Origin of the sequence: Secundilactobacillus similis DSM 23365 = JCM 2765 (genome assembly GCF_001311075.1) — a bacterium.
In the GTDB taxonomy this organism is placed as follows: Bacteria; Bacillota; Bacilli; order Lactobacillales; family Lactobacillaceae; genus Secundilactobacillus; species Secundilactobacillus similis.
On the sequence record NZ_BBAD01000073.1, the window covers coordinates 1 to 16,936 of the forward strand.

General features: G+C 47.5%; 11 protein-coding genes, 2 pseudogenes and 1 other annotated feature. Of the genes and pseudogenes, 3 read left to right on the plus strand and 10 right to left on the minus strand.

The window, feature by feature from the left end; all coding sequences use genetic code 11:
• Positions 1-177: 177 nt before the first annotated feature.
• Together JCM2765_RS13115 and JCM2765_RS13120 are read right to left on the minus strand one after the other, a co-directional pair.
• Complete coding sequence (locus JCM2765_RS13115) at positions 178-759, minus strand: isochorismatase family protein (protein ID WP_054737122.1); 582 nt, start codon at positions 757-759, stop codon at positions 178-180.
• A 190-nt stretch (positions 760-949) separates the two neighbouring features.
• Positions 950-1,498, minus strand: coding sequence for an LPXTG cell wall anchor domain-containing protein (locus JCM2765_RS13120; RefSeq protein WP_054737123.1), 549 nt, complete (start codon positions 1,496-1,498; stop codon positions 950-952).
• Positions 1,499-2,179: 681 nt separating this feature from the next.
• On the opposite strand from JCM2765_RS13120, the gene JCM2765_RS13130 reads away from it, so the two are divergent.
• Together JCM2765_RS13130 and JCM2765_RS13135 are read left to right on the plus strand one after the other, a co-directional pair.
• The gene (locus JCM2765_RS13130; RefSeq protein WP_054737125.1) at positions 2,180-3,001 is read left to right on the plus strand and encodes an alpha/beta hydrolase; all 822 of its coding nucleotides are present in this window, start codon (positions 2,180-2,182) and stop codon (positions 2,999-3,001) included.
• Positions 3,002-3,017: 16 nt separating this feature from the next.
• Entirely contained in the window at positions 3,018-4,145 is a 1,128-nt protein-coding gene (locus JCM2765_RS13135) for a TcaA second domain-containing protein (protein WP_054737126.1), read from the plus strand.
• A gap of 248 nt (positions 4,146-4,393) precedes the next feature.
• Here the strand turns inward: JCM2765_RS13135 and JCM2765_RS13140 are convergent, their stop codons facing one another.
• The 3 genes and pseudogenes from JCM2765_RS13140 to metE all read right to left on the minus strand — a co-directional run bounded on the left by JCM2765_RS13140 (position 4,394) and on the right by metE (position 9,189).
• Positions 4,394-5,473: a hypothetical protein gene (locus JCM2765_RS13140; RefSeq protein WP_054737127.1), complete on the minus strand. Its 1,080-nt coding sequence runs from the start codon at positions 5,471-5,473 to the stop codon at positions 4,394-4,396.
• 594 nt (positions 5,474-6,067) lie between these two features.
• A complete protein-coding gene (gene metF, locus JCM2765_RS13145) occupies positions 6,068-6,934 on the minus strand; it encodes a methylenetetrahydrofolate reductase [NAD(P)H] (protein WP_054737128.1) in 867 nt (288 codons plus the stop codon).
• Positions 6,921-9,189: pseudogene (gene metE / locus JCM2765_RS13150) on the minus strand (5-methyltetrahydropteroyltriglutamate--homocysteine S-methyltransferase). Before metE ends, metF begins: the two are co-directional and overlap by 14 nt.
• Positions 9,190-9,531: 342 nt before the next feature.
• Positions 9,532-9,764, minus strand: a binding site (T-box leader).
• Positions 9,765-10,049: 285 nt separating this feature from the next.
• Between metE and JCM2765_RS13155 the strand changes: the two are divergent.
• On the plus strand, positions 10,050-10,538 hold the full coding sequence (locus JCM2765_RS13155) for a pyridoxamine 5'-phosphate oxidase family protein (RefSeq protein ID WP_054737129.1): 489 nt from the start codon (positions 10,050-10,052) through the stop codon (positions 10,536-10,538).
• 417 nt (positions 10,539-10,955) lie between these two features.
• On the opposite strand, the gene JCM2765_RS13160 is transcribed toward JCM2765_RS13155, so the two are convergent.
• The 5 genes and pseudogenes from JCM2765_RS13160 to JCM2765_RS13180 all read right to left on the minus strand — a co-directional run bounded on the left by JCM2765_RS13160 (position 10,956) and on the right by JCM2765_RS13180 (position 15,992).
• Entirely contained in the window at positions 10,956-11,783 is an 828-nt protein-coding gene (locus tag JCM2765_RS13160) for an LPXTG cell wall anchor domain-containing protein (RefSeq protein WP_156301798.1), read from the minus strand.
• Complete coding sequence (locus JCM2765_RS13165) at positions 11,669-12,949, minus strand: hypothetical protein (RefSeq protein ID WP_156301799.1); 1,281 nt, start codon at positions 12,947-12,949, stop codon at positions 11,669-11,671. Before JCM2765_RS13165 ends, JCM2765_RS13160 begins: the two co-directional genes overlap by 115 nt.
• Positions 12,897-13,790: a KxYKxGKxW signal peptide domain-containing protein gene (locus tag JCM2765_RS13170; protein WP_054737132.1), complete on the minus strand. Its 894-nt coding sequence runs from the start codon at positions 13,788-13,790 to the stop codon at positions 12,897-12,899. The genes JCM2765_RS13165 and JCM2765_RS13170 overlap by 53 nt, the downstream gene beginning before the upstream one ends.
• Positions 13,791-14,125: 335 nt before the next feature.
• Complete coding sequence (locus JCM2765_RS13175; protein WP_054737133.1) at positions 14,126-14,626, minus strand: NUDIX domain-containing protein; 501 nt, start codon at positions 14,624-14,626, stop codon at positions 14,126-14,128.
• A gap of 381 nt (positions 14,627-15,007) precedes the next feature.
• A pseudogene (locus tag JCM2765_RS13180) lies at positions 15,008-15,992 on the minus strand (ketopantoate reductase family protein).
• Between the last annotated feature and the right edge of the window lie 944 nt (positions 15,993-16,936).

Genomic DNA, 16,936 nt, shown 5'->3' on the forward strand with positions numbered 1-16,936 from the left:
CCTGAGACCGCACTTTGGCTCAGGCCGGCCCCACAGCAGGAACCTGGCCGGATACCGGAATCGACAGTTTACACAAATCACCGCACTTCACAAACTAAACAGAAGAATGCTTACGCTGGACACAAGCGACAGCAAAAAGCCTAACGCACAACGCGTTAGGCTTTTTAACGTTCATCATCACAACCGTGGCAATAATTCGGCCAAGGTGGTCACCTCGCCGATTCGAGGCATCAGTCGATTCATAATAAATTCATGGTTCTCAACGTTGCGGTCCGAACAGGCATCCGCCACGACAATCAACCGGTAAGCGGACTGATAAGCATCCAACGCTGTCGCATAAACGCCATTGGAAGTTGAAACCCCGGTTAGGATAATCGTATCGATGCCGTGTCGCCGTAGTTGTAGATCTAGGTCAGTTCCGAAGAATGCGCCCGGATTATGTTTCGTCACCTGAATCACGTTTTGTGCATCAACGTCGTGCGCAACATCGAGGACTTGCGTAATGTCTTCTTGAGTCCGGTCAATCGTGCGTTCGTCTTGGTGCTCATCAATCGCACTCAGTCGATGGACATCACTAACGTTGACGCCCACCAGCGTGATGAGTGCAGCGGTATTTTTCAGATGATCAGCTAATTGATTATTGGTGGCAACGACATCATCAACCGCATGCGGAACTAATGGTTGGGGGTGCAAGATGTTTTCTTGAAGATCGATGGTGACCAGCGCCGTTTTGGCGAGATCGAGTTTGGTTTGGGCCATGGTTAGCAGCCTACTTTCGAATGGATTTGGCATTAAATGCGACCTTTATCATACGCCAACCGAGGCCACCATACAAATAAGCAGCGTTACCATATCCAAGATGCGGACACGATCACGCTGCTCAAAACAACCTTGCTGAGGTGATACTTGTTCTTTCTCTACTACTCATACCGCTCTAGATAGTCACGGATCACGCATCACCTCCATCACGCCGACGCCGTTTCGTTAAACCAACTAATCCTAACAAGCTCAGCAGTGCAAGCCCAACCTGACGCCAAATCGAAACCGCATCATCAGTTTGAGGTAGCTGTTGTGCTGCTTGCGCGTCCGTTGCTGCTTGCGCCGTCCCGGCAGTCGGTGCCTGGGGGTTAGCAACTGGGGAGGAAACTGTCCTTGGGGACGCTTGCTGGGCGTTAGGTTCCCGGGCCGGTGTCGATCCAGTTCCGATACTGGCACCTGCTTGGGGGGCTTCAGGTGCGGTTGATCCTAACTTGGAAGGGTCGTCGCTTATAGTTTCGAAAACTGGACCCGGGGTTGGTGTTGCAGAGCTGACTGTTCCAAATGAGTCGGGGTCTGGCGTCGTCCCATCAGTATCTGGTACCGTTATGTTCAGGAACATAGGCAATAGTAATGGTTCTACCAGATTTGTTTCAGTAGCATCATCTGGTGCAGTTACCACACGCACCACTACCAAATCAGTCGTCCCCGCCTTCGCACTAACCAATGTTTCGGCTAACATTAATGTCGCATCAGTAACATTAGTTATAGCCACCTTGTTCCGAGTTTGTATAATTTAAACCATATTTTTGTCTCTGTCGTATGCTTGATTAACCTTTCTCATCATCAAATACCATCCCTTTACATGTCCGCTAGATTGGTTGATCCCTTATCCTAGAAACAACGTCAATTAATTGGTCTAGTTAACTTTTCATCCGTAGTTTACCGGGATTGATTTTAAGTATCAAGTATTAACTTCTAAATCCGATAAAGTCGGTATACTTGTCCCAGAACGTCGCAAGTATGCGCTCGTTCAGACGAAGACACCGATTGTCAGGTTTTCAATCAGCTTAACAACGCCGTCCTATCAATCTTCACAAATTATTTCAATTACAATTGCATCATTTAATTAACTTAATTGGACTAGCAACTAAGCCTTGTTATTCAACTAAGAGTTTTGTAAGATTAAACTAATTTAACCATATTAATATTGAAATTCAGGAGGCGTTATGAAAAAGAAACTTGGATTACTGATCGTCGTTAGCTTAGCCTGCCTGATTCTGATCGTTGGTGGCCTCATTCATGCGATGACGCCTCAAACAACTACGTCATCCCACCAGCCTCTCAAACCTCAACAACCAAAACTAATCAACGTTCAAAGCCGTCCACTACTGCGGTTTCGCAACCTAAAAAGCGGGCCACGTTGACGGTTAACAGCCAACCTACTACACCCAGCGTTGTTAAAGCTTTAAGTTTCTACAGCCCACAACTTCACCGCCAGTGGCGATACCGGGTTTACCTGCCAACAAATTACCAACGCTTAAAGGCAAGCGGCACCCACTTTGCCAGCATTTATATGTTACACGGGCTTTACGGTGACGAAACAAACCTCACCACCCAAGCGGACTCAAAGGCCTACCTTGACCGGTTGATCAAGCAGACCGGGATTCCGGTCGTTGCAATTTTCCCAGATGGTGGCAATTCGTTTTACCTCAATAACGCCAGCAGCAACATGGAAAGCGCCATTGTCGATGACCTCATTCCCAAAACCACAGCAACCTATCAGCTTGCTGGTCAGTCTAAACGCGCAATTGGCGGGATTTCCATGGGTGGCTACGGCGCTGCTCGGTTGATTTTCCGACACCCGCACCTCTTTTCAACTGGTGCGCTGATTTCTCCCGCCATCTGGCAGCAGGTACCGGCAACCGTTCAAACGAACACGCAGATTCCAGCATTTAAGGTTAACGGGGCATTTAGTCAACGGACGTTTGAGCAGGATCAACCCAGTCGGAATTTGCCTAACTACCTAAAACGGGTTAAAACGCCCGCTCATTTCTATATTGAAACAACGGCTAAGGACACCACCGTGCCCGTAGCCGACGTTAACCGCTTCGTTCAACAATTACGCGCGCAACACATCCAGCCGGTTTATCAAGTGGACCACTTTGGCAATCACAATTGGTCGTACTGGCAACACGCATTACCATTAGCTTATCGTGATATTTTTCAGCAATTTAAATCCTAATTTGAGGTGATCAATCATGCTTTACTGTCCTAAATGTGGCACACCAATCAGTGCTACTGATACCTTTTGTGGTAACTGTGGTCAAAAATTAACGCCACAGGCTACTGCTAGTCAAGAAACATCAACACCGCAGCCAGAACCGACACCAACGGCACCTACGCAAACGAAACCAGCTCGCCGCACGGGCCATCATACCGGTAACGGTAAGCGCAAGTGGCTAATTGCGGTGCTTGTTGTCATCGTGATTTTAGGCGGGCTCTACGCTTGGGGCAACAGCAATTATAGTAAGCAAAAGCAAGTCAACAGCATGATCACCACCCTCCAAAAGCGGGACCAGACCGGCGCCGTCAAGTTCCTGACGACCACTGATCCAAGCCTGTCGATCAACGCCAAGGGACTAGCACCGTTCATGACTTATTTGGATCAAGACAAGCAGTATTTGGCCAACATAAAAAACGACCTGCTGACTACCGATCAAACCAGTGATGGTACCTTTAAACTCGTTAAGGACGGGCACGAAGCGTTGATTTTTCCTAAATACAAACTAGAAACCATTGCCATGTACCCAACGGTAACCACCAACATCGACCAAGCTACCATTAGCCTCAACGGGTTGAACGTGGCAACGGCCAACAACACCAACTATTCCTACAAAGCCGGCCCATTGTTCCCAGGTCGCTACACCTTCAAGCTTGGTGGCAGTGCCGATAATTCAAAATCGGTTACGAAGAACCTTGTTTCAGCACAGGCCAAGAGCATCAAGATCGACCTCTCTACACCAAACGATGATGCTGACAGTGATACCCCAGTGACTGCGACCCAAGCCACCAACAGTTCAAGTGCCTCAGCTTCGTCATCATCCGAAAGCAGTGATGTTGATAGCGAAGACAGTGGCGATAATAACCACGGCTTGTTTGAAGAAGAGTACAGTGGCGATGAACAGTACGGCATCGACGAAATTGCCGATGACTACGGCTTCGACTATGACGATTACACCTACATCGTCAGCTGGCCGCATCAAGACGTCCTTCAAGTAAAGGCGTACGACAAGGATACGCACCAGTACGACGAAACTTACCGGTATGACCAGATCCATGATATTTCGAGTTCATTGGATGAGTCGACGGGGAAGTTTGAAGAGTAGCGCGTGTGAAACAAAGCGGTTAGAGACTAGCGCATTAGTGGCGTCCCAAAACGTGGTTAAATCCTAGAATAAGACAATAGCGGCGTGGACTCCGGTTCTTGGAGTCTACGCCGCTATTGTCTTATATGACCGGGACTTGCGTTTTGTCACGTGTTTAGGCTAGCTAACAGTCTTGAATCTCAATAATATCCTTAACCAACTATGAGTTAAGACGCCAGTTCGATGCTTGTCAATCTAACTCCTAAAATCTAATAAGCACTAGTCGACCGCAAAACCTCCGGATTCCGGTTCGACAACAGCAAGCCATGACCGGCGTTATCAAAAGCCAACGCTTCAAATTCCCGGTGTGAATTGAACTTGCTGTATTTGAAATCACTAGACTTCAACGAGCCGTTACCGTTCAATTTTTTGGCTGGGAAACTGGTAATCGAATCATCCGCCACGAGGTATAGCCGACCGTTATGCGCGTTGTAACCGATGGCCTGTTCATGCGTGCCTGGACGCCGGGTGAACAATTGTTTCGTCAGGCGGAAGTGCACCGTCTTTGTGCCAATCGTCCCTTTGTAAACCTTCACCTTTGATCCAGAAACGGTCCAGTAGTAGGCGTTACCGCTATGATCAAAGGTTAATTCGTGGCCACCCGGGACGTTAACGCCGTGGTTGGTCATGTGGAAGGTGATTGCTTTATTGGGTGTCAATGATGAGGTACTAATTCGCTGCAGCGTTGACGTTCTAGTCGCCTTCATGGTTAAATCACGCCACATGTACAGCGACTTATGCTTCTTGTCGTAAGCCAGCGATTGACCGTGGCCGGTAGTAAAAATGCCACCAATTTTAACTGCCGAATTACCGGATTTGCTATCCATGGCAGCTTGGGTTTTAGCGTATGACATTTTGTTGAGCTTGTTCATATCAAACCGCGCAACGAAACCCTTGTTCGTCATGCCCGGCGTGTAGTGTGGTTGGTACAGCACGTACAGGTTGTGACCGCCGTCGTAGGCAAATGATTGCGGGTTGGTCATATCGTATTTAGCATTCCCCTTCGCCGCATGGGTCGTTGGTAACTGGTACTTCGTTTTCAACGTCCACTTTTGGTTACCACCAACGCTACTGATGGTGTTGGTGCCATTCGGATCCTTCGCAAACTGGTAGGCGCCAGCTTTGACGAAACCCGTGGCGGTATTATTCACCGTTCGCAGGCTATTGCCCGTGTACTGGGTGATGGCATTGCTGGACTGCTTGTAACTAGCGGCCTGTGCCGTGGTTATAGTTGCTGCTAGCACCCCTAGGCTAGCGGCGATGGTGAGGATGATTGATCTACTTTTCATGATGATACCCCCTATTGTTGATGGGTTAAGGATACCACAGTTTTTGGGGTGGGGTTAGGGGGTGCGTATTGAGAAATGCAAATAAACGACCTGCGCAAATTAACGTTATTGCGTGAGTCGTTTATTTTTGTTCGTGGGGGTTCTACTAGTTCAAAGTGCTACTGGCGATGTTCATTGCTATTACTTATTTTCGGCGCCACTTGGGCTTTAGTTGGCAATAATTGGGAACATTTTGAAGTTTTTTGACGTTACTGCTTTGATTAGCCTGCGCCGAAATGAGTTCCAAAAGACAGGGAGTTGCATGCAAGGTCTTCCCAGCACAACCTCCAAAAACCGGATAGCTGATTTTCTGTTTCTGAGTGCTACTGCGACGTTCATTGCTACTACTTATTTTCGGCGCCACTTGGGCTTTAGTTGGCAATAATCGGTAACATTTTGAAGGTTGTTGACGTTACTGCTTTGATTAGCCTGCGCCGAAATGAGCTCCGCAAAACAAAGACTTGCACATAAGGCCCTCCCAGCACAACCCCCAAAAACCGGGGGTTATGCTGGGAGGGCCTTATGCTCCAGTCTTTAACCGTTTTGCTCCGCTCTCTAAATCAGCGTCGCAATTGCCTCACAAATCCGCTTCGTCACAACCGGATTATCCATCGTATACAGATGCACCCCATCAACGCCCTCTGACAAGAGGTCGACAATTTGGTCCACCGCATAGGCGATTCCCGCGTCACGCATGGCGATTTTGTTGTCTTGGTAGTGCGCCATCATCTTCAGGAACTTTGGTGGTAGCGCCACGCCGTTCATCGTCGCCATTTTTCGAATTTGGCGTTCGTTGACCACTGGCATGATGCCGGCTTGAACCGGGACATCGATGCTGGCCAATTCGCAACGTTCCAAAAACTGGTAGTAATGCTCATTTTCAAAGAAGAGTTGCGTAATTAACTGAGAAACCCCTGCATCAACTTTGCATTTGAGTCCTCTAATATCACTTACGCTATCTTTTGCTTCCGGGTGAACGTCCGGGTAACACGCACCCAGCACGTTGAAGTCCCCATCTCGCTTGATTTCCGTTACCAAATCACTAGCGTATTGGAAATCACCGGGAATGTGGCCGTCCTCGGGTAAGTCCCCTCTTAACGCCAGGACGTTGTCCAACCCATCAGCTTCTAATTCTTTTAAATACTGTTGAACGCCAGCCTTCGTAAAGTTGAGTCCCGGAATGTGGGGCACCGCTTCAATGCCGTACTGTTCTTTGATGTAGTGACATAAGTCCAACGTACCAGACTTATTATCACCGCCACCAGCACCGTACGTCACACTGATGTAGGCCGGTTTTAAGCTCGCTAAGGTTTCTAACGATGTGTAAAATCTGTCCAAAGCCTTCTCAGACGCATTTGGCCGTGGTGGAAAAATTTCAAACGAAATCACGGGGCGTTCGTTGAAACAATTAACGACCTTCATGAGCGAGTTCCTGACGTACTTGGTGCGTTGCCGCTACAACGTTTTCCAGACTAGCAGTGGTTTCAGTCGTGCCCCGTGTCTTCAAACCACAGTCCGGGTTGATCCAAACGTTGTCCAGTGGCACCTTCTTCAAAATCTTGTGAATCGTGCCTGCAACTTCAGCTTCGGATGGGATCCGTGGTGAGTGAATGTCATAAACACCAGGGCCACGTGGGTTTTAAAGTGGTCTTCTTGTAGCGTATCCAGCAATGTCAAATCAGCCGTGAGGCTTCAAATGAAATCACGTCAGCATCCATATCATCGATGGCATCAATGATGTCGCCAAATTCACTGTAGCACATGTGGGTGTGAATCTGCGTGGTTGCTTGAACCTTGCTACCAACCAACCGGAACGCTGGAATGGCCCAGTCAAGGTAACGATTGTACCAGTCCGACTTCCGTAGTGGCAACTTTTCACGCAAAGCAGCTTCATCGATTTGGATGATCTTAATGCCGTTCTTTTCAAGATCCAACACTTCTTCTTGGATGGCCAACGCGATTTGAAGCGTGGTTTCCTTCTTCGAAATGTCTTCACGAGGGAATGACCAGTTCAAGATCGTAACGGGACCAGTCAGCATCCCCTTCATTGGCTTGTCAGTCAAACTTTGCGCGTAAACGGATTCGGCAACCGTGATTGGCGCGTTCCGTGAAACGTCACCCCAGATGATTGGTGGCTTAACACAACGGGTCCCGTATGATTGAACCCAAGCGTTTTGGGTAAACAGGAAGCCGTCGAGTTTTTCACCAAAGTATTCGACCATGTCATTGCGTTCGTATTCCCCGTGGACGAGCACATCAATGCCGATCTTTTCTTGGAATTCAACACAGGCCTTGATTTGGTCGCGGTTGAATTGATCGTACTGTTCTTTAGTGATCTCGCCGCGCTTGTATTTGGCCCGGTTGCGACGCACTTCGCGAGTTTGTGGGAATGAGCCGATCGTCGTTGTTGGCAGTTCTGGTAAGTTAAACTCCTTCTTTTGGATGGCAGCCCGTTCTTCAAAGGATGGTTCGCGGTGGAAGTCACTTTCCTTCAAGGCAGCAACTTGGTCAATGATGGCTTGGTTTTCTTTGTAACGTGGCTTAGCGAAGAGGGCTTGGTTGGCAGCCAACGCATCCGCACCGTTGCCAGCCAAAATGTTGTCCAAATCCTTTAATTCAGTCAACTTTTCCTTAGCGAAGGCCAGATACTTGATGTACTTATCCGCCAACTTATCTTCGTTTTCCACCGTGTATGGCACGTGGAGCAACGAACAAGACGTCGTCAACACAACGTTATCGGTTGGCAATTGCTTGATCAACGCGAGTTTTTCGTCGTAGTTGGCCTTCCAGATATTCTTGCCGTTGATCACACCAGCAAACAACGTCTTATCAGCTGGGAAGCCCTTGCTGGTAACGAGGTCGAGCGTTTCGGCACCTTCCAAGAAGTCGAGACCTAAGCCGTCAAAATCCAAGGAAGTTAATAAGTCGTAACTATCACGAACATCGCCAAAGTAGGTTTGAGCTAGAACCTTCAAGCCATGCTTGTTGCTCAAAAGTGGCTTGTAGATGTCGGTAAAGAGTTCCAAATCAGCTTCCGTTTGGTCTTTAACCAAAGCAGGTTCGTCTAATTGAATCCATTCGGCCCCCAAGTCAGCGAGTTGACTCAAAACGGCATCGTAGGCCTTAATCAAGTCAGCGGCGTAATCACGGGCTTGCTTGCTGCCGTTGTATTGGCCTAATTGTAGCAAGGTGTAAGGGCCAACCAAGGCTGGGCGGGTCGCGTAACCTTGAGCCTTAGCTTCCTTGTATTCGTCAAAAATCTTCGTCCCAACTAACTTCACATCGGTATCATCATCGAATTCTGGTACCAAGTAGTGGTAGTTGGTGTTGAACCACTTCTTCATACTCAAGGCGGTCACGTCACCGTTATCACCTTGGTAGCCCCGTGCTTGGGCGAAGTATTCGTCAAGCGTTGAGAGGTTCAGATCTTTATAACGCTTTGGCACGATGTTGAACAACGTTGCCGTATCCAACGTAATGTCGTAGTACGAAAAATCGTTAGATGTTAACTGATCGATACCAGCAGCACTGACCGTTTGCCAGTTTTGTTGGCGCAGTTCGGCGGCGGTTTGGGCCAATTCGTCAGCGGTGATCTCGTGCTTGAAGTATTTTTGAACGGCGAACTTTAATTCACGGTGACTGCCAATACGTGGGTATCCAATAATTGTGGTTGTCATAAACGGTTATCTCCTTTGCGCGTTTGTGCGCGTGTCCGTTCAGGTACCGTCGCTGCTCCAGAGCATCAGTGAGCCATCGATCTTCCTCTCGGATTGATGAGTTGCTGATACGGCCGAACAACTTACGGCGACACCTGAACCTGTCAGTGGGTCACTTCAATTTAAATCGAATCAACTGAAGCGCTGCATGACCTGACCATCAATGCCGTCACCAAGTAGAAAACTAGCAGTTGCGATTTTATTACAATGTAAGTAGCAGATCTTGGCCACTATATTTTCCTCCCCTCGTCATTGATGAGATTACCTAAACAAAAAATCGCCCCTACTCCCGCATACTGCGAGAATAAGGACGATTGCTCGTGTTACCACCTTAGTTCGAAGCGGACTTTCATCCACTTCCTCATTGGGTACCTGTTGATACCTCAGCGCTGTAATGGGCACACCCATGATGAACTTACTTGCGCTCGTCCATCCGTTTAGTTGAAGACCATCTTCACGTTCGCCCCGTACCGCTTCACACCAACCGCGGTTCTCTTAGACAGTTAAGAACGTTACTCATCTTCTCATCTCTTTTTCATATCGTGGGAACATGATAACCCGGTTAAAATTAAATGTCAAGTCCCAGTCCTGATTGTTTTTTTCGATTATCATATACCTGTTACTATCAGCGGTATTTTAACCATTAAACCGCTATCATAAGTCGATTAACTAGTTTTTAATTTAATCACTTACACGTTATAATGGATGAGGAGTCTGACCAACTGAAGAAAGTACGCAATTGGTCTACCTCGTTTTAACACCCAAATACTTGGCTCAGCGCAACCATTCGCTAGCCTGACACAGTCAAAGGAGTTTTTACCATGAGAAGAACTGAACGTGAAGTAACTGAATCCGTAACACTACAACAAATCGTCCAAGATGGCCGGACTTTAAACCTAGCCATCAATGATACCCCAGCCCCTTACGTCGTCCCAGTTAACTATGGTTACGAATACGACGCAGACTACAAACTCCACCTGTACATCCACGGTGCCCCAGCGGGCAAGAAGCGCGACTTAATTGCCGCTAACCCCAACGTTTCGTTCAGCATCGTGGCCAACGCAAAGTTGTTTGTGCCGGAAGACCCACAACAACTCAGCCATTTCAGCACCCTTTACCAAAGTGTTCTAGGAACTGGTACAGCAACGTTGGTTGACGATCTGAAAGAAAAAGAGCACGCCCTGCGCTTACTGTTAAAACACGAAACCGGCGAAGATCTCCCAGGTGAAATTAAACAACATGATTTGGAATATGTTGGTGTGATCCGGGTTGATGTTGAGCAATTGACGGGGAAGCAGCATAGGGAATAGAGAGCTAGAGAGCGGAGCAAAACGCTTTGAGAGTGGAGTATAAGGCACCTAAGTAATACTGGCTGGGCCTTGGTCAGTATTACTTAGGTGCCTTATATGCAACTCTCAGTTTTGCGGAGCTCATTTCGGCGCAGGCTAATAAGTGCAATAACGTCAACAAGCTTCAAAATAATGCCGATTATTGCCAACTAAAAGCCCAAGTGGCGCCGAAAATAAGTAGTAGCAATGAACATCGCCAATAGCACTTTGAACTAGAAATATACCCGTTTTTCGAGTGTCACGATGAGCTTTTTCCCACAAAAATCACCCCAAAACAACCACCCTACAAACACAAAAAAGACAAGTGGTCTACCTCCCACTCGTCTTTTTATTTACCGTATTTCCCTAACTCAATCCAGAAAAATCAACCAAATTCAATTAATCTTCCCGGCGTTTCTTAGCACCCAAGCCCAACAAACTCATCAATCCCAGTAAAGCCACACCCATCACAGTCGCAGGTGTTTCTGACTCGTTTGTTTGTGGTAACCGTTCAGCCGCAGTTGCCGATTCAGCATTAGCGGTCACAGTTTCACTTGGGGTCCCTGTAACCGTCTGACCAGCCGCACCGACCCGAGCCGACGTCCCAGTCTTAACCGCAGTCGCCGCTTGTTTCGTCACCTTAGTCGTTGGTTCTGGGGTAACTTCAGGTTTAGCCGTTAGCTTTTGGCCTGGCTTCTCCGTTGGGATCACAACCGTTGGCTCTGGTTCTGCCGGCGTAGTTGGATCGGTCGTTGGTGTGGTTTCAGGCGTGGTTGGGGTCGTCTCCGGTGTTGTCGGATCAGTTGGATTCGTCGGATTCGTTGGATCAGTGGTTGGTCCAGTCGTACCGCCATCCCCTGCATTTGAGATTGGCCGAATCTTTACCGTAAGCTTAGTGCCATTATCTGGCGCTAACGTGTAGTCAATATTGCTATCTTGACCTGGTACTAATTCGTACCCTTCAGGAACAACGACCGTGTAAGTGCCATTATCATCAACTTTACCGTTCAATTGATCTTGCTTCACAACCTGGTTATTGTCTTGGTTGACGTACTCAACCGTCCCACTCGTTGCTTGTGCTTTGACGTTGTAGGTAATGGTCGTCTTATCAGCTAATTGATGAATGTTACCTTCCAGCAAATTATCCGGACTATTAAGACTCGCAAATGACGTTGTGTAGGTGTTGTCCTTACCCGTGATAATGGCGTCATACAACGCTTTTGCCATTTCCGAAGCAGCCGCACTACCTTGTTCCGCAGCGTAGTCCGTGGTAACCGTCTCACCCGTATCAGGTCAGTCGTCACTAGTACGTAGTTCCCAACACCAGTCGTTGGATCGTAGGTAATCGTCGTCACAGTGTGGTTAACACTAGTCGTATCGTCCACGATCGTCACACCGGTTAAATCGTATCCCGCTGGAATCTGATTCGTAACGTCGCCATAGGTCGTCTTGTCCTTATCAACTGACACGATGTTGCCATCGGCATCAACTTGAACGGCGTAACTATTGTTCCCCGTTTGCGTTGGGCCCACGACCTTGCCAGTATCCGTTTTAAATTCAGTGGTGTAAGAAGTATCAATCGTTGCATTTGCCGTCACGGTATAGGTAATCGTTGTGCCAGTCGAAATTTGGTTAACGTTCCCGTTGGCTAACAAGGTGTCCTTATTGGCAACCTTGCTAAACGAAGTTGTGTACTGGTTGCCTGAGTTACTAATGATGCCATCTACAATTGCTTTAGCATTTGCCGAAGCCGCAACACTACCTTGTTCCTGTGCCATATTCCAAGTACTGTCATTGTCAACCGTTACCACGTTGCCCATCCCGGTTCTTGGGTCGTAGGTCACCGTGGTGACAAGACCATTCACGTTCGTCGTATCAACGATCGTAATGCCAGTCAAAGTTTGGCCATCCGGAATGGTGTCGGTGATGCTTGGCGTTGTAATATCATCGTCAACCGAAATGATGTTGCCATCCGCATCCGTTTGAACGTGGTAGGTGTTCGTGGCGGATTGTGGTCCTGAAATTGTCTTGCCGTTGGCGTCCTTCACTTCAGTGGTGTATGGCGTTTCGACTGTAACGTTTGGATCGAATAAGACGTAGTTGACAGCCCAATCTGAAACTTGACCACCAACTTTGAGGGTTTCTGGTTGTTGTAAATAACTTGCCCGAGCTAAGAAGTCATACCGGTCAGCTAAACTATTCGTTGTCACTGCCTTATCATACGCATCTTGAACAGCCGTACCAGCAACGGTAACTCTGATTCCCCAAAGTCCTTTAAGTACCGAATTTGGCTCGTTAAGCATCGTATCTTGCGCTTCTTGATTGACCGTTGTTAATTGGTCATCCGTTGCGTTGAGGCCAGCCCCCCAGTACCTTTTTAAAATACTCATCAAGTGTGTAGGCTGTTTTTACACCATCCACCGTTACATTAACCGTGCTGTTAGCATAGTCCACCGTCCAACCAGCTTGATTGGGCGTTCTTTCACCGATGGCACTATTCGTTAGTAAAATATCGGTTATGGCATTCAATTCATCCTGGGAGTATGTGCTTCCAGTACTCCCGCCAATCCCGATTTCATTGCCATCACGATCAAAAAAGTGAACTTCACTATTTTGGGTGGCACTATAATTCAACTCATCCGCCGTAGTCGCCGCCACCGCTGTAATCTTCTGCGGTGTCCCAGTAGCCTCATAAGCTGCCTTACCAGCCACTTTAGCTACATCAACATCCGTAGCCGTTGCGTCGCCTAAATTAGTGACCGTCGTTGATTGGGTAGTCGTTGTGTCTGACTGTTTTGGTGTCGTTGTCGTATCTGATTGCGCAGGCGTTGTTGCATCAGCGACCGGCGCAGTTTGTTGGTCGTTTGTTGCTGCTGATTTCTGTTCGTCAGCTTGTGGCGTTGTCGTGGTTTCAGCAGCATCGCTAGTGTTAGTTGCTGGCGCTTCAACGGTGGTCGTTGATGACGCACTCGTTGTGCCATTTTCTGTCGTCGCCGTGTCGCTCGTCGTCCCTGCTGTCAACGTTGCCTGCTTATCGGTCTTAACCGCATCAACGTTAGCCGATTCAGTCGTTGCTGCATCCGTCGTATCCGCTGACGCTGACGTGGTTGTCACACCCAGCGTTCCTAGCCCGATACCGACAACGGTAACGCCGGCTACTAACCATTTTCGGCCCTTCTTATACATCTTAAAATGCGTTTTGGGTTCTCCAAAACTACTCCTATGTTGATTCATAAGCAATCCCCTCCAAGGCATAAAGTTGCTAATTACGGTCTAAAGCACTAGTTCCCCATAGTGGTTTAGAGCATTTCATTACAGCCTTATCATATCATAATCACTCATTATTTAGAATCATGCTACTTTACTTACTAATTACTAGTTTCTCCCTATTAATAGAACGTTATAACATCGGTAATAAACGCCATTATATCAACATTTATTCAGGGTCAAAAAAATAAATCGGTTATGATTTAAACGCAATCACAACCGATTTGGTGACTCTATCTAGGGTGTCTGTTGGACAATCTTCAACCCAAATTTTTTAAACTCGCGGCAGTATTTTAAAACTGTCACAATAATTTCAAATACCGGCGGAATACCTTATACGCCGCGTTATCTGGCGTTTCAGGAAACATCACGTCCGGTACCTTTGCGGCTGGTACCCAGTGGGCAACACTGAGTTCGGCCGATTTGGTCAGCGGTGTCTTATCGATCACCGCAATAAAGCCGTGCATCAACTCGCTGTTCGGGCCGAACCAGTGGGTGCCAGCATACTGTAAGTGGTCAATATGGACGCCTAGTTCTTCTTGAACTTCCCGAACAGCCGCAATTTCGGCCGTTTCACCGGGTTTAATGTAACCAGAAATCAATGACTCGTACTGCTTTGACAGATATGGCATCTTCACCAACGCAACGTCGTGGTACTGATCCGCAACCAGAACCATCACGCAACTTGCGAAAATCGGAAACCAGTAACGGTCACAATGAGGGCAAAATGGGGTTTCACCATCGTCACCGGCCACTTTAGCAATCAGTTTCGTGCCACAGGTCGGGCAAAATTGATAGGTCATAAACTCACTTCGATTCTGACTAGCGACTTAGCGCCAGCCGTTTCTTTATTCCATTAAAGTATAGGCGATTTGGCCACCAAGTTGTAGCCATAATTTTATTTCGTTCGCTTTGATAAGCAGCAACCGTGATTCTGATGTTATCAATTTCGATTCGTCTATCTAAGCGAAACACTGAGATAAATCACACAAAAAAACCGGACCAGTGTGAGGTTCTGGTCCGGGCGTCTTAACTTGATGAGAAACTATGTGTTTATCTATAAGGAGTGTTAACTTAAAGCTATGTGTTAGTGGTGCTGATTATGTGTGGTAACGCTATGTGTGAGTGTGCTATGTGGGGCGCCAATTTGGTTGCCCGATTATGGCTAAAACAATTATGTGTTTTTATTTAGCTGCAACTGTTGCCGCTGCAGGTTGTTGCTTGTATTTGCGCATCATCTCGGCCATGTGGACTTCGTGAGTAATGAACTCGTGCGTCCGGCAAACGTAATCGTGTTCGCGACCGATCTTGGCGATGTACCCGTTGATGTAATCGACTTCCGTTGGACGGCCCTTCGAGAAATCTTGGTACATGGATGGGTAGTGGTATGGGTTAGCAACTCGGCTGACGTAATCAACCGATTCAACTTCGGCCTGACGGGTTTCAACTAAGTGAATGCCGGCCCGTTCGCAGGCATCAAAGGATTCGTTCATCAACTGAGTGGCCATGTCTTTAACCCCTGGATACTCAATAAATTGACCCATTTGAATTTCAAACATCGTGCATAATGTGTTGACCACGGCGTTGAAGACGACCTTGGACATCAACGTGCCCATGAAGTTATCGGTCATGATTGGGCCTAAGCCAGCATCCTTGATCATCGAAGATTTGGTGTGTCATCGCATCGTTAGTTTCCGTCTTATTGCACATGTGCATTTCCCCGATTCGAGGGGCGCCCATGAAGTCAACATCAGCGGGGCCATTAAGCACGGTGGCGATCATCGCCGTCCCGCCAACAATGTGGTTATCTGGGAAGTACTGACTGATTTTATCAATGTGCCCCATGCCGTTCATTGCTGAAAATACATATTGGTGTTCCTTGAATAGCGGTGCGCACCGTTTCAACATGTCAGCTAATTGCATTTGCTTAACGAAGATAATCCAAACGTCCGGATCGCCGGTATAATCTTCAGGATAACTGACGTTGATCGGTACCATGTGGCGGTCCTTATGATCACGGGACACGTAAACGCCGCCCTGTTCCTTGATCTTTTCAACGTTGGGTTCCCAAGTATCAACAAAGTCCACTTGATTGCCAGTCCGTTCTTGAACCAATACCCCGTAACGAAGTCCCATTGCACCTGCACCAATTACTGTATATTTTGTCATATGTGTCATCCTTTCGATGTCTGTTACATCAGTTGTTCTATGTGGTGTTACGATATGTTGTTGCTAATATGTTGGAGCGATATGTGTTAGTGATGCTATAGATGAACCTATGTGTTGAAACAATATGTGTTGGTAATTCTATATGAAACTATGTGTTTACGAAAACGATAAGAAAAAGCGCCCCTAAGCATCTCTGCTTAAGGGCGCTTTCGCACGGTACCACCTTAGTTTCCGACTGCATCACACAATCGGCTCAGTCCGGACGTATTCATCCGGTGGTAAGGTAGTGGTTACCGGCCACGATTCCTATTAATCAAGAATCGGTTGCTCCGCCTTAACTTTAAGCTGAAGGATCGTACGTGTTCTCACCAGCCACGCTCTCTTAACCGATCGCTTCCACCTAATCCTCAAGGTTTCATCGCATCTCATCGTTTTCTAACTATGCTCACATAATACTGGGGATTTTGATTTCTGTCAATGGTTTTGGCAAAATAATTTCAATTTCTGCTTTTTATTGTTGCTTATACTGCTGTCAAATCAACGTTTTAGGTCTCGAAATTTTTTTGCTTACGCTTGTGTCCAGCGTAAGTGTGGGTGCGATTTGGGTGTTGGCTATTTGCCGTCGCTTCGCTCGCCAAAGCCGCATTGAAAAGCGCTCGTTCAGGCTACAAAATTCGGCGCCACTTAAACTGTTATTTCCAGGGTTCCTGAAGTTATAGAAACCTGTCAACCACGCGCTTTATGGCCACCACGCCGAATGGTGCTGCGCGAGACTGAGAGCTGCATGCAAGGCGACATCGGTAAACCCGCCAGACCCGGGCGCCTTCACCGATGTCGCCTTGCACACTGCTCTCAACCCGTCTCGCTCCGCACACTTACGCTGGACACAAACGACAGCAAAAAAGATCCGACATACTGTGAAATTACAGCATATCGAATCTTTT